6 protein-coding genes are annotated in these 13,078 nt (G+C 61.5%); 4 read left to right on the top strand and 2 right to left on the bottom strand.

Features of this window, described 5'->3' with window-relative positions; translation table 11 throughout:
• Positions 1-70: 70 nt before the first annotated feature.
• Positions 71-1,690, top strand: a complete 1,620-nt coding sequence (locus J5M57_RS16260) for an FMN-binding glutamate synthase family protein (protein WP_207847925.1) — start codon at positions 71-73, stop codon at positions 1,688-1,690.
• A 36-nt stretch (positions 1,691-1,726) separates the two neighbouring features.
• Here J5M57_RS16260 and J5M57_RS16265 read toward each other — a convergent pair whose 3' ends face one another.
• Both J5M57_RS16265 and J5M57_RS16270 read right to left on the bottom strand, forming a co-directional pair.
• Entirely contained in the window at positions 1,727-2,089 is a 363-nt protein-coding gene (locus J5M57_RS16265; protein ID WP_169842354.1) for a GtrA family protein, read from the bottom strand.
• Positions 2,090-2,333: 244 nt separating this feature from the next.
• Positions 2,334-3,752: an amino acid permease gene (locus J5M57_RS16270; protein WP_083368017.1), complete on the bottom strand. Its 1,419-nt coding sequence runs from the start codon at positions 3,750-3,752 to the stop codon at positions 2,334-2,336.
• A 628-nt stretch (positions 3,753-4,380) separates the two neighbouring features.
• Here J5M57_RS16270 and J5M57_RS16275 point away from each other — a divergent pair.
• The 3 genes from J5M57_RS16275 to J5M57_RS16285 all read left to right on the top strand — a co-directional run bounded on the left by J5M57_RS16275 (position 4,381) and on the right by J5M57_RS16285 (position 13,073).
• Positions 4,381-4,839: a transposase gene (locus J5M57_RS16275; RefSeq protein ID WP_207847924.1), complete on the top strand. Its 459-nt coding sequence runs from the start codon at positions 4,381-4,383 to the stop codon at positions 4,837-4,839.
• Positions 4,840-5,111: 272 nt separating this feature from the next.
• Positions 5,112-8,228 (top strand): transglycosylase domain-containing protein, encoded by a 3,117-nt coding sequence (locus J5M57_RS16280; RefSeq protein ID WP_207847923.1) that lies wholly within the window; start codon positions 5,112-5,114, stop codon positions 8,226-8,228.
• 153 nt (positions 8,229-8,381) lie between these two features.
• A complete protein-coding gene (locus J5M57_RS16285) occupies positions 8,382-13,073 on the top strand; it encodes an NEL-type E3 ubiquitin ligase domain-containing protein (RefSeq protein WP_207847922.1) in 4,692 nt (1,563 codons plus the stop codon).
• Positions 13,074-13,078: the final 5 nt, after the last annotated feature.

Raw genomic sequence — 13,078 nt, forward strand, 5'->3', positions numbered from 1 at the left:
ACGCCTCGCCACAAGAGCAAGCCAGTCTGCGCGCCATGGGTAACCATTGAGTCCGAACCAAGGAAACCGTATGAGCCTGTCACTCCTGAGCCGCTACGCCTTCTTTGCCGTCTGCGTGATTTTCACCCTCGCCAGCCTGCCTTTTCTTGAACACGACTGGCTGTGGCCGATCACCGCCGTGACCGCCGTGCTGAGCCTGCTCGGTGTGTTCGACCTGCTGCAGAGTCCGCACGCGGTGCGCCGCAACTACCCGATCCTGGGCAACATCCGCTATCTGGTCGAAGCGATCCGCCCCGAGATCCGCCAGTACCTGCTCGAATCCGACAGCGACGCCCTGCCCTTCTCCCGCGCCCAGCGCTCGCTGGTCTATTCGCGAGCGAAGAACGAAACCGCCGACAAACCGTTCGGCACGCTGATCGACGTGTATCAGTCCGGCTTCGAATTCATCGGCCACTCGATGCGCCCGGCACCGTTGAGCGACCCGAGCAGTTTCCGCGTCACCGTCGGCGGCCCGCAGTGCACCCAGCCGTATTCGGCCTCGGTGTTCAACATCTCGGCGATGAGCTTCGGCTCGCTCAGCGCCAACGCCATCCGCGCGTTGAACCAGGGCGCCAAGCTCGGCAACTTCGCCCATGACACCGGCGAAGGCAGCATCAGCCCTTACCACCGTGAACACGGCGGCGACCTGACCTGGGAGCTGGGCAGCGGCTACTTCGGCTGCCGCACCAGCGACGGCCGTTTCGACCCGGAGCGCTTCGCCGCCCAGGCGCAGAACCCGCAGGTGCGGATGATCGAAATCAAGATGAGCCAGGGCGCCAAACCGGGCCATGGCGGGATCCTGCCCAAACACAAGGTGACCCAGGAAATCGCTGACACCCGCGGCATCATGATGGGTGAAGACTGCGTCTCGCCGTCACGTCACAGCGCTTTTTCCACGCCGATCGAGATGATGCATTTCATCCAGCAACTGCGTGAACTGTCCGGCGGCAAACCGGTGGGTTTCAAGTTCTGCCTCGGTCATCCGTGGGAGTTCATGGGCATCGCCAAGGCCATGCTGGAAACCGGCATCCTGCCGGACTTCATCGTCGTCGATGGCAAGGAAGGCGGCACCGGCGCCGCGCCGGTGGAGTTCACCGACCACATCGGCGTGCCGATGCGCGAAGGCCTGTTGTTCGTGCACAACACCCTGGTCGGCCTGAACCTGCGCGACAAGATCAAACTCGGCGCCAGCGGCAAGATCGTCAGCGCCTTCGACATCGCCAGCGTGCTGGCCATCGGCGCCGACTGGGCCAACTCGGCACGCGGCTTCATGTTCGCCATCGGCTGCATCCAGTCGCAAAGCTGCCACACCAACAAATGCCCGACCGGCGTCGCCACCCAGGACGCCCTGCGCCAGCGCGCCCTTGTCGTCCCGGACAAGGCCCAGCGCGTCTACAACTTCCACCGCAACACGCTCAAGGCGCTGGCAGAAATGCTCGCCGCCGCCGGCCTTGAACACCCGTCGCAACTGTCGGCCAAGCACCTGGTGCGGCGCATGTCGGCGACCGAAATCAAACTGTTCTCGCAGCTGCATGTGTTTCTGAAGCCGGGGGAATTGCTCACCGGGGAAGTGAATGGCGAGTTCTATTCGCGGATGTGGCAGATGGCGCGGGCGGACAGTTTTGAGCCGCAGGAAGTGGCGGCGGCATGATGAGCGATGCGCCAGCCTGATCGACAGGCTGGCGCCTCAGGATCGCTGCTGGCGAAACAGCACGAAGCGGAAAAAGCAGTACCCCAGAAAAATATTCAGAAACGAAAACGAAGCCAACGTCACCAGCCCGGGCAACTGCCTGGCGTCGGCGATCACTCCCACACCAAAACTTACGGCCCCCATCAAGCCGATGAACATCAGGTAGGCGAATATCGACGTTTCCCTTTCGAACGTGTAAAGCGCGTTCACGTAAAACGAGAACGCCGCAGCCACGCAGAACGCCGCAAAGTTGCTGGCCGCCTGGTCCAGGCCTGCTGCACTGCGAAGGACAAAAAAAACTTGCCAGTGGATCAGGGCATCAGCCAATCCGATCACGGTAATTGCCGAGAATCCTTTCATGTCCAGTCCTTGCGTATCCCGCTTGACGGGGCTTTCAAGCTAGGGCACTACGCCGGAATGGTCTACTGTCAGAAATTACAGGTACACCGTGGATTGCGACGGACGGTCAGCTTCACCCCTGCAGCAACCTGCCGCTTGCGGGGGGTTGGTATCGCTCTTGCAGATCGGCGCTTGACGCACCTGCGGCACCCATGAAAAAGCCCCGACCAATTGGCCGGGGCTTTTTTATAACCGCACGTTCAACTTACGAAACCGAACGCACCGCACCTTGCGATTCACCGGTCGGCTGCAGCTTGAACACGTAGAACAACACGGTCAGCAGCACCAAGAACGCTGGCCCCACGTACAGCGCCACGCGGGTGTCCGGGAAGTACGCCATCAGGCCTACCACCAGCACCAGGAACGCCAGTGCGAAGTAAGAGCTGACCGGGTACAGCCACATCTTGTATTTCAGGCCGGCTCGTTCGCTGGCGCTCAGGCCTTTGCGGAATTTGAGTTGCGCCAGCAGGATCATCACCCAGGTCCAGATCGCGCCGAAGGTGGCGATCGAGGTCACCCAGACGAAGACTTTCTCCGGCACCAGGTAGTTGAGCAGCACGCCGATCAGCAAGGCGAAAATCGACAGCAGCAACGCCCGGCGAGGCACGCCGTTGGAGGTCTTGGCGAAACCCGCCGGGGCCTGGCCGTTCTGCGCCAGGCTGTAGAGCATGCGCCCGGTGCTGAAGATGCCGCCGTTGCACGACGACAGTGCCGCGGTGATGACCACGAAGTTGATGATGCCGGCGGCGGTCTTGATCCCCAGACGCTCGAAGGTCATCACGAACGGACTGCCCTGAGTGCCGATTTCGTTCCATGGGTAGATCGACAGAATCACGAACAGCGCGCCCACGTAAAACAGCAGGATGCGCCAGAACACCGAGCCGATGGCGTCGGGAATGGTCTTCTGCGGGTTCTTCGCTTCACCGGCGGTCAGGCCGATCATCTCGACACCCAAGTAGGCGAACATGACCATCTGCAGCGACATCAGCACACCGGTCACGCCATTGGGCATGAAGCCGCCGTGGGCCCAGAGATTGGAAATCCCCAGCGCCACGCCGTCGTTGCCGAAACCGAACGCAATCACGCCGATGCCGCCGATGACCATGGCGATGATGGTGACGATTTTGATCAAGGCGAACCAGAATTCGAACTCACCAAAGGCTTTTACCGCGATCAGGTTGATCGAGCCCATGCTGACCAGCGCCGCGAGCGCCCAGATCCAGCGCGGTACATCGGGGAACCAGATGCCCATGTACACGGCGACGGCGGTGATTTCCGCGACGCAGGTCACCAGCCACAGGAACCAGTAGTTCCAGCCGGTGAGAAAGCCCGCGAGCGGGCCGAGGTAGTCCTGGGCGTAGCGGCTGAACGAGCCGGCCACCGGGTTGTGCACGGCCATTTCACCGAGGGCGCGCATGATGACCAGGATCGCCAGACCGCCGAGAATGTAGGACAGCATGATCGCCGGACCGGCCATTTCAATGGCCTTGGCCGAACCCAGGAACAGGCCGACACCGATACAGGCGCCGAGCGCCATCAGGCGGATATGCCGTTCACCGAGTTCGCGTTTGAGCGGGCCGCCGTGAGCGGTCTCGCCATGGGGCAGGTGATTGCCGACTGGCATAGGGATACAACCTCGTCTTGTTATTGGATATGACCACCGAGTATCGAAGCGTCGACCGATAGGCCTCAGCCTCCCGAAACCGCGCCAGCCTCGTGGGCAAACGCGTCTCGCAGGTCCCAACCTGCAAGATCAGCGGGGCGTGCAGTATAAAAAGCTTGTGACAGGGCTTTTCACTCTATAAACCACAACATTCAGCGGGAAGTCTGGGCAATAAGCCGGTTTACGGAGAGGCATTACCTGGACTCCGTAGGATTTTTCCCCACTAAAAAGGCCGGCGAGTATTGCACAGCGTTGGTGCATCGTCATGCCCTTGCGTGGGTGGAATTGCGCGGGTGATGGCTCTAGCACAGCTGTTTCGATGAACTTGACTGTCTAATCCCCCCTGTGGCGAGGGAGCTTGCTCCCGCCCGGCTGCGAAGCAGTCGTAAATCCTGCCCAAGCGGTGTTTCAGACAGATCGCGATTACAGGGATTGGGGCTGCTACGCAACCCAGCGGGAGCAAGCTCCCTCGCCACAGAAGGCGCGACATCTGGATGCTTTCAGAAACTTCGTACAGTCATCGCAGACCCACCTCTTGAATGAGGCGACTAGCGTGAATCAGGATTGAAATCGCAAAGGACGCGACGGAATGCGTAAACATCTACATTCACATAGGCTACGCCGAGGCCGCTATTCGGAATCGGGGCGTGCCTATCTGATCACTGCAGTGGTGTATCAGCGCCGCAGGATATTCAGCGATTGGCAGGTAGGCCGTTTATTGGTAGCGGAGCTCAGGCGAGCTCATGATCAGCGATGGGTCGACTCGATCGCCTGGGTGGTGATGCCTGACCACCTCCACTGGCTGGTCCAGCTGGAAGCAATGCACATGGAAGGCCTGATGCAAGCGGTGAAGTCCCGAAGCACATTGTCGATCAATCGCGCCCTGAATCGAAAAGGCGCTTTCTGGCAAACCGGTTTCCACGACCGCGCCATACGCGACGGCGAAGAACTGAAACCGTTCGCCCGTTACATCATCGCCAATCCGCTACGGGCTGGCCTGGTGGAAAAAATTGGCGACTATCCACTTTGGGACGCCTGCTGGCTTTAAAGCTCCCACTTCCCCTGTGGCGAGGGAGCTTGTCGAACCGTCGCACCGCCCCGCTCGGCGGCGAAGCCGTCGTAATACCTGCGCACGCTGTGTTTCAGAAAAATTGCGACTACAGGGATTGGGACTGCTGCGCAGTCCAGCGGGAGCAAGCTCCCTCGCCACAGGTGCAGTTTTGTTCAGACGATTGCCCCCGCACTTTTTCTTCCCCATCCCCAACCACCGTCTAAGCTTCAGTCAAGTCCGATCAATCTGCGTGAATGGATCAATCGACTATGGGCGCTTTGTGGCAAACCGATTCGAGTAAAGCCGTGGTTCCGACTGAACGTGTGGATGAAGCGCCTATCTCCCCAAAAAAACGCCGCAACCGGCATGGCTGGAAGGCGTTCTGGTTATTGTTGGTGATTATCGCCATCGTGGTGGGGCTGGCCGCGAGCAAGGAGATGCGCACCTCGCGCTTTCAGTCCCGGGAGCTGAGCCAATACGCCGCCTCACTCAAGTATCAGCTGGAACCCGGTCCCAGCGAAGCGATCCGCTACCCGGGCAACGGGCCGTTCGATCTGCGCCTGGGCTACAGCTCCCTTGATGAATTTTTGCCACGCCTGCTCAAGCGCGATTATGTGATCACCGAGCAGACCCGGTTTTCCCCGGCGCTGCTCAGCTATACCGACAAAGGCTTGTTCGTGCCCTACTCGGAAAAAATCCAGGCCGGGCTGTCGATCACCGATTGCCGCGCCGCGCCGTTGTATCAGTACAAGTATCCGCAGCAGCTGTATGCGAGTTTTGCAGCGATCCCACCAGTGGTGGTCAGCAGCCTGCTGTTTATCGAAAACCGCTTTCTGCTCGACCCCAGGCAACCGCTGGCCAACCCGGCGGTGGACTGGCCGCGCTTCGGCATGGCGGCGTGGTCGCAGGTGGCGAAATTGCTCCACCTGCCGGGGCAATCGGCCGGTGGCAGTACGCTGGCGACGCAACTGGAAAAGTACCGGCATTCGCCCGATGGCCTGACGGTGTCCGGCGCCGAGAAGATCCGCCAGATGATTTCCGCCAGTGTGCGCGCCTATCAACCCGGGCCGCAGACCCTCGGCGCCCGGCAGAACATCATTCGCGACTACCTCAACAGCGTGCCGCTCTCTGCCGTGCCGGGCCACGGTGAAGTGCACGGCATGGCCGAAGGCTTGCGGGTCTGGTACGGCAGCGATTTCAACAAGGCCAATGAACAGCTGAACAGCCCGGCCACCGACCCGAAAACCATGGCCGACAAAGGCCTGGCCCTGCGCGAAATGCTCTCGCTGATGATCGCCCAGCGCCGCCCTTCGCATTACCTGACCAAGGGCCGTGAAGAGCTTTCCGACCTCACCGACAGCCACCTGCGCCTGCTCAAACAGGGCGGCGTGATCGACAGCGCCCTGGCCGATGCCGCGCTGGCGAGCAAGGTCACTTACCGCGACTGGCAGACCCAGCCGACCATTCAGCCGATCGAAACCAACAAGGGCATCAGCGTCGCCCGCAGCCGTCTGGCGAGCATGCTCAATCGCCCGCTGTACGACCTCGACCGCCTCGACCTGTCGGCCACCAGCACCCTGCAGGGCGATCTGCAGACCCAAGCCACCGAGTACCTGAAAAAACTTGCCGACCCCGGGTTTGCCGGGCAGATCGGCCTGATCGGCGAACGCCTGCTCACCCCCACCAGCACCACCCAGGTGCGCTACAGCTTCACCCTGTTCGAGCTGACCCCGGACGGCTCACGGGTGCGCGTGCAGACTGACAGCACTGATCAACCGTTCGACATCAACGAGGGCAGCAAACTGGAGCTCGGCTCGACGGCGAAGATGCGCGTGCTGACCACCTACCTGCAGATCATCTCCGAGCTGCACGACAAGTACGGCGCCATGAGCGTGCCGGAGCTGAAGAAAGTCGAGGTGCCGGATCAGGATCGCTTGAGCCAGTGGGTGATCGACTACCTGATCCAGAACAAGGACCACGACCTGTCGAAAATGCTCGGCGCCGCACTCGACCGCAAATATTCGGCCAGCCCCGGCGAGGCGTTCTTCACCGGTGGCGGCCTGCACGTGTTCCACAACTTTCGCAAGGAAGACAACGGCCGCATGCCGACCCTGCGCGATGCCCTGCGTGAGTCGATCAACCTGCCGTTCATTCGCCTGATGCGCGATGTGGTGCGTTACGTCACCTACTCCGGCCCCAACAGCAGCGCCGAATTGCTCAAGGATGATCGCGACCCGCGGCGTCAGGAATACCTGGCCAATTTTGCCGATCGCGAAGGCACTTCGTTCCTGCTCAAGTTCTGGAAAAAGTACAAGAACAAGGACACCCAGGCACGCCTCGACACGTTCCTCGACAGCATGCGCCCGACGCCGATCCGTATGGCCGCCGTGCACCGCTACCTGTTGCCCAACGCCAGCCAGGAAGACTTCAACAGCTTTGTGCGCGCGCACCTCAAAGGCGCCAAGCTCACCGAGAAACTCACTGACGACCGCCTGATTCGGCTGTACGACGCTTATGGCCCAGGCACCTACGATCTGCCCGACCAGGGCTTCATTGCCAAGGTCCACCCGTTGGACCTGTGGCTGATGGGCTACCTGCTGCACAACCCGGACGCCACCTTCACTCAGATCGTCAAGGCCAGCCAGTTCGAACGCCAGGAGGTTTACAGCTGGTTGTTCAAGAGCAAGCACAAGGGCGCTCGCGACAGTCGTATCCGCACCATGCTCGAGATCGAAGCGTTCCTCGAGATTCACCAGCGCTGGCAGAAAGTCGGCTATCCGTTCGATCATCTGGTGCCCTCACTGGCCACCGCCATCGGCAGTTCCGGCGACCGCCCGGCGGCACTGGCCGAGCTGATCGGCACCATCCTCAACGACGGCGTGCGCATGCCGACCCTGCGCATCGACAGCCTGCACTTTGCCGCCGACACACCGTATGAAACGCGCCTGACCAACGACCCGCATGTGGGCAAACGGGTCATGCCTTCGGAAGTCGCCACGGCGATGCGCGAGGCGCTGTCGCAAGTGGTGGACTCGGGTACAGCGAAGCGGGTCTCCGGCAGCTTCAAGACTGCTGACGGCACACCTTTGGTGATGGGCGGCAAGACCGGTACCGGCGACAACCGCATTGAAGCCATCGGCTCCGGCGGACGCATCCTCAGTTCCAAGTCGATCAACCGCACCGCGACCTTCGTGTTTTACATCGGCAACAACCATTTCGGCACGCTCACCGCCTTCGTCCCCGGGCGCTCGGCAGAGAACTTCAAATTCACCTCGGCGCTCCCCGTGCAGGTGCTCAAGGGCATGGCGCCGATCCTCTCGCCCTATCTGCAACCGGGCACCCACACGCTGTGCCAACCGCCAGAGACGGTGACGGCACAGTTGTAAAAAACCGGGTGGTATTCCTGTATTTCTTAGCGTTGAAATGTGGGTGGTTCACCGCGCAAACCCGCCGCGTTTCAAACGGCTTTTTGCGCTTTTTTCGGGCAAGGCGCTTACCTAGTCTGGTCGCTCCATTCTTGATCAACGGACGATCAGACCATGCCCAATCCCCCTCTGACAGTGGAACAGTCAGCGCAGGCCCCGTCGGCCTCGGCCGAACGCAGTGTCCATTACAAGATCATCCAGACAGCCCTCCCGGACTGGCTGCTGAAAACGTCGCCAGCACGGGTCGCAGCATTGAAACGCGTCAAACTGACCCTGCCCGACTGGCATCGCCAGGCCGCGGCGAGCGCCCACGCCCAACTCAAGGGTGAGATCCAAAAGGCCTGGAGCGCCCAGAACGATGTCGACCGCGCCCTGAGCGACCTGCAGGATGTCTACACCTTCGCCAAGCCCTTGCTGCAAAAGGCCTTGAAGGACCGCTTCGGCGTCGAGGATGACGTCGAAGAGACCTGGGTGCGCCTGTACATGCCGGTCAACACGTCGTGGTGGACGTATGATTTTGCTTCGGGCAAACGCAGCCGCACGGTGTCCCTGCTCGATGCAGCCCTGCACAATTTTTCCCGCGACGAATCCTTCAGCGCCGACTCCGAGTTCATCACCCGGCCCGATACTCGAGGGCATTTCGAGATCAAGCCGCTGAAGGGCAAACTCAGCATCAAGCAGTTCCAGACGTTGTGCCGCGAGCTGAATATCGGCGCCAGTTACCAGCGCCATCTGCGCGAGTTCGTGCTGTCGAAAAACCGTGTGGCCAGTAATTACCTGCGCATCAAGGTCATCGAGAGCCAGAAGCAGGCGTTGCGGGCTGCCGCGCGCCTGGCCCTGCTGAAAAAGGACATCGACCAGCGCGGTTTCGACGTGATTCAGGGCATGCTCGAAGACCGCGCCCAGGTGCTGTGGCATGGCCGGCCCGTGCGTTATCACACGCTGAGCATGATGGACACCTCGCTGTCAGGCATCGTCCTGATTGCCAGCGACCTGCTCTGCGCCACCCACCCCGTTCCGGTGATCGCTTACGTCCCGAATGATCCAGAGCACCCGCTCAAGCAATACCCGACGGCGCTGGCGTTAATGAACGAACTGTCCCGCCAACTGCGCGATACGCAATCGAAACCGTCCTATCAAGAGTTCTTCAGCCAGTTCGTCGCGCATCAGCAACGGGGGTATTTCTTTGCCCGGTTGAACGAACGACTGAGCAACGTCAAGTGGCAACCGGTGCCCGCCGGCTCCAGTTTGCCGACCTGGCGTGAATGGGCGGTGGATAACCCTAGGCTGCAATTTCGCGTGTCGAGGATCGAGGACGATCGCGAGACCCGTTTCACCGGGGATCTGTGGAAATACCTCTACCAGCAGAAGCTGAACAAGATCCTCAACGACGGCCGGGAAGTCGCCATCTCCACCGAATACGCCGACCGCATGGCGCGCTGGGCCTGGTGGGACAACCTGGAAAGAATACTCTCGGACATCCTCAATGCCGCGTTGCTGGTGGCCCTGCCGTTTGTGCCCGGGCTGGGCACCCTGATGCTGGCGTACACCGCTTATCAACTGACCGATCAGGTGATCGAAGGCATTGTCGACCTCGCTGAAGGCCGGTTGGCGCAAGCCGGCGAGCAGACCATCAGCGTGCTGGAGAGCGTGGTGCAACTGGGGGTGTTCGCCGCAGGCACGACGCTGGGCAATGTCGCGCAGGCGAAACTGTCGTCCTTCTTCGAAGGCTTGAAACCGGTGAAACTGTCCGACGGCCAGACCCGTTTGTGGAACCCGGACCTGAGCCCTTATCGCCAGCCTGAAGCGGCGCTGCCATCGCAAAGCCGACCCGATGCCCAAGGCTTGCATACGCACGGCAAGAAACGACTGCTGCGTGTCGACCAGCAGGTGTTTGAAGTGACCAAGGACCCGGTGACCAATGAACACCGCGTCCGCCACCCGAAACGCCCCGAGGCGTACTCGCCAACACTCAAGCACAACACCCGGGGTGCCTGGGTCTGCGAAACGGAGAATCCGCGGCAGTGGCAAGGGTCGCAACTGATGCGGCGGATCGGTCATGCCACCGAGGGTTTCACCGATAAGCAACTGGAGCAGGTCCGCCAACTGACCGGCACCGACGAAGACATCCTGCGCCGCATGCACGTGGAAAACGCCCCGCCGCCGCCCCTGCTCGCCGATACCCTGCAGCGGCTGGGCAACGCTGGTGCACCGAGCGAAGCCGCCGCCGCACCTACGCCCGAGGTGAAACAGCTGCTGGTGGATTGCCCGCAATTGACCACGGTGCTCGCCGAGCGGGTGATCGCCCAGGCGCGCCCGTCGGAATTGCAGCAAATCACCCAACGGCGCACCGTGCCTTTGCGCTTGAAAACCACCGCCCGCGAGCTGCAGTTCGAGGTGCAATCGGTCAGGGCCGCTCAGGGTTTGCATCGTGAGGCGCTGAGCAACATCGACAGTGAACGCCTGATCCTGGGCACCCTGCGCCACCACAGCGATACCTTTGCGACGCTGCGCATCGACATTCGCGACGGCACGTTCGACGGCGAGTTGCGTTGCAGCGCCGGGCCCGAATCGGCCGAACGCCATCGCGTCCTGGTGCGCCTCGCCGACGACCGCTATGCCGTGCGCGATGGCAATGACCAGCCGGTTCATCCTGCCAGCGGTTTGTACGAAGCGATGCTCCATGCCGTCGAACAGGATGGCGGCAGTGCGCTGGGTTACCGCACCGGTGAAACCGAACAATTCAAACAATGGATCATCGCCAAGACCGCCGCGCCGAGTGAACGGCGCACCGTGCTGGCCGAACCGCCGATACGCCCGGTTGCCCAGCCCGACACCTTGCTGCTGGTACGCGGCGGCGGTCTGAGCCGTGACGGCGCCACGCTGCACGAACGTATCGCGGATCTGCACCCGCATTTCAGTCCACGCGAGGTCGATGCCTTCGCCGCGGCATTGACCGAACGGGGTGAACCGCTCAAGGCCATCGAAACTCAGGAGAATGACCTTGATGAGTTACGCAAGATTGTCCACCGCTGGCGCTACCAGCAACCGGAGAGCTGGGGCCCCGACCGCCAAGGGTTCAACGGCGGTGGCGGGCGGCATATCTATGAACGCCTGCTCGACTGCTTCGAACGCAGAAACCAAGAGCTGGGCAACCGCGCGGATCCCGCTTGCTATGCCCTGGATCTGTCCCGGGAGCTGACGTCCGTTAACCTCGAAACCTGGTGGGCCAAGCGCCCGGCGCTGAAAAAATTTCTCGACCGGGTGACCGTGCTCAAACTCGACAACACGCGCTTTGCCACCGACGAAAACGGTTTGCTCAAGGACTTCCCCAATCTGGTCGAGCTCAGTGCCAAATATTGCGAGCTGACGACGTTACCTGTGCGCATCGGCACCACGCTGCGCCGCCTCGAACGCCTGCGGCTGAACAACAACCACATCGTGCTGGATGCTGCCGCCGTCGAACGGCTGCGCAACCTGACCTACCTTGAAGTCCTGAAAATGGACGACAACCCGCTGGGCCTTTCACCAGACCTTTCGCGCATGCCGCGACTGAAAGTGGTGGCGCTGAAAAACACCGGTCTCAGCGAATGGCCGCTGGGTATTCTGAGCAAGCCCAGACCTCGGGGGTTTCTGCTTGATCTGCGCGGCAACCCGCTCACGCAATTGCCCGAAGTGGTCGAAGGTTCGGATGCGCAATGGCTGGTGGCGCGCACGCGGCTGGACGTCGCGGCGCTGTCGGAGGTCAATCAGTTGCGCTACCAGGCCCATCGTCGCGCGATGGCGCTGCCACCGGAAGCGGTCATGCCTGCCGACCCGACACGCGTGCCCTCCATCGTTTCCTCATACGGCGCCGACTACTGGGGCGATGTGCCGGGTTGGGGGGTCGACCGGGAAACGCCGTGGTCGGAACTGGTGGACGAACCCGCAGCGGAGCCGTTCATGGCGACGCTGCTCAGTGTGCGTGAATTCCACGACTATCGGGCCGGTGGCGCGGCGCGCGAGCAATTGATGCAACGGGTCTGGCGCATGCTCGATGCCGTGCATCACGACAGTCAGTTGCGCGAAAAGCTGTTCAATATGGTCGTGGCACCGGTGGACTGCGCCGATGCCGGCGCCCAGTTGTTCAACCAGATGGGCATCCATGTGCTGGCGTCCGAGGCCTATGCCTACGCCATCGATGCGAAGGAACTGGAGCAGCAATTGGTGACACTGGCCAAAGGCGCGGCGCGGCTCAAACAGGTGAACGAGATTGCCCGCGCGGATGTCGCCAGCCGTGGCGGCACGCCAGACGATGTGGAGGTCTACCTGGCTTATCAGACTGGATTGGCAGAGCGCCTCGACTTGCCTTGGCAATCCAGGGGCATGCTCTACCGGCCGGTCTCCGGGGTCACCGACGCAATGATCGATCAGGCCGGCGACACCGTGCTGGCGCTGGGCGAAGGCGATGGTCTGGTCAACGAAATGCTCGAACAGACCTTCTGGCAAACCCATCTGGAGCAGCGTTACCCAGTGCGGCTGGCGTCGAACAAGCAGCGTTATCTGCAGCTCTTCGACAAGCTCGAGGCGCTACGCAGCACCCAGCGCGAATGGCTCGACGCGCGCACATCGGGGGTGCATCGCATCGCGTTGCGCAACCAGTTGCGCGAGCTCGCCCATGACCTGCCGGTGCCGGACACCGTGGTATTTGCCGACGAGCCGATCAGCGACGCGATCTATAACCGCGTACTGATCGATCTGGTTGACGAAGAAAAGGAACTCTCGCGGCAACTGACCCGTGAGGCGATGAAGCGCGCTGACCTGTAACACCA

This window comes from Pseudomonas sp. 86_A, assembly GCF_017491705.1.
GTDB lineage: Bacteria > Pseudomonadota > Gammaproteobacteria > Pseudomonadales > Pseudomonadaceae > Aquipseudomonas > Aquipseudomonas koreensis.

What these genes read in the sequence shown, in the direction of transcription:
- J5M57_RS16285 (WP_207847922.1), top strand. Translation starts at nt 8,382, where the DNA reads ATGCCCAATCCCCCTCTGACAGTGGAACAGTCAGCGCAGGCCCCGTCG.
- J5M57_RS16280 (WP_207847923.1), top strand. Translation starts at nt 5,112, where the DNA reads ATGGGCGCTTTGTGGCAAACCGATTCGAGTAAAGCCGTGGTTCCGACT.
- J5M57_RS16270 (WP_083368017.1), bottom strand. Translation starts at nt 3,752, where the DNA reads ATGCCAGTCGGCAATCACCTGCCCCATGGCGAGACCGCTCACGGCGGC.
- J5M57_RS16275 (WP_207847924.1), top strand. Translation starts at nt 4,381, where the DNA reads ATGCGTAAACATCTACATTCACATAGGCTACGCCGAGGCCGCTATTCG.
- J5M57_RS16265 (WP_169842354.1), bottom strand. Translation starts at nt 2,089, where the DNA reads ATGAAAGGATTCTCGGCAATTACCGTGATCGGATTGGCTGATGCCCTG.
- J5M57_RS16260 (WP_207847925.1), top strand. Translation starts at nt 71, where the DNA reads ATGAGCCTGTCACTCCTGAGCCGCTACGCCTTCTTTGCCGTCTGCGTG.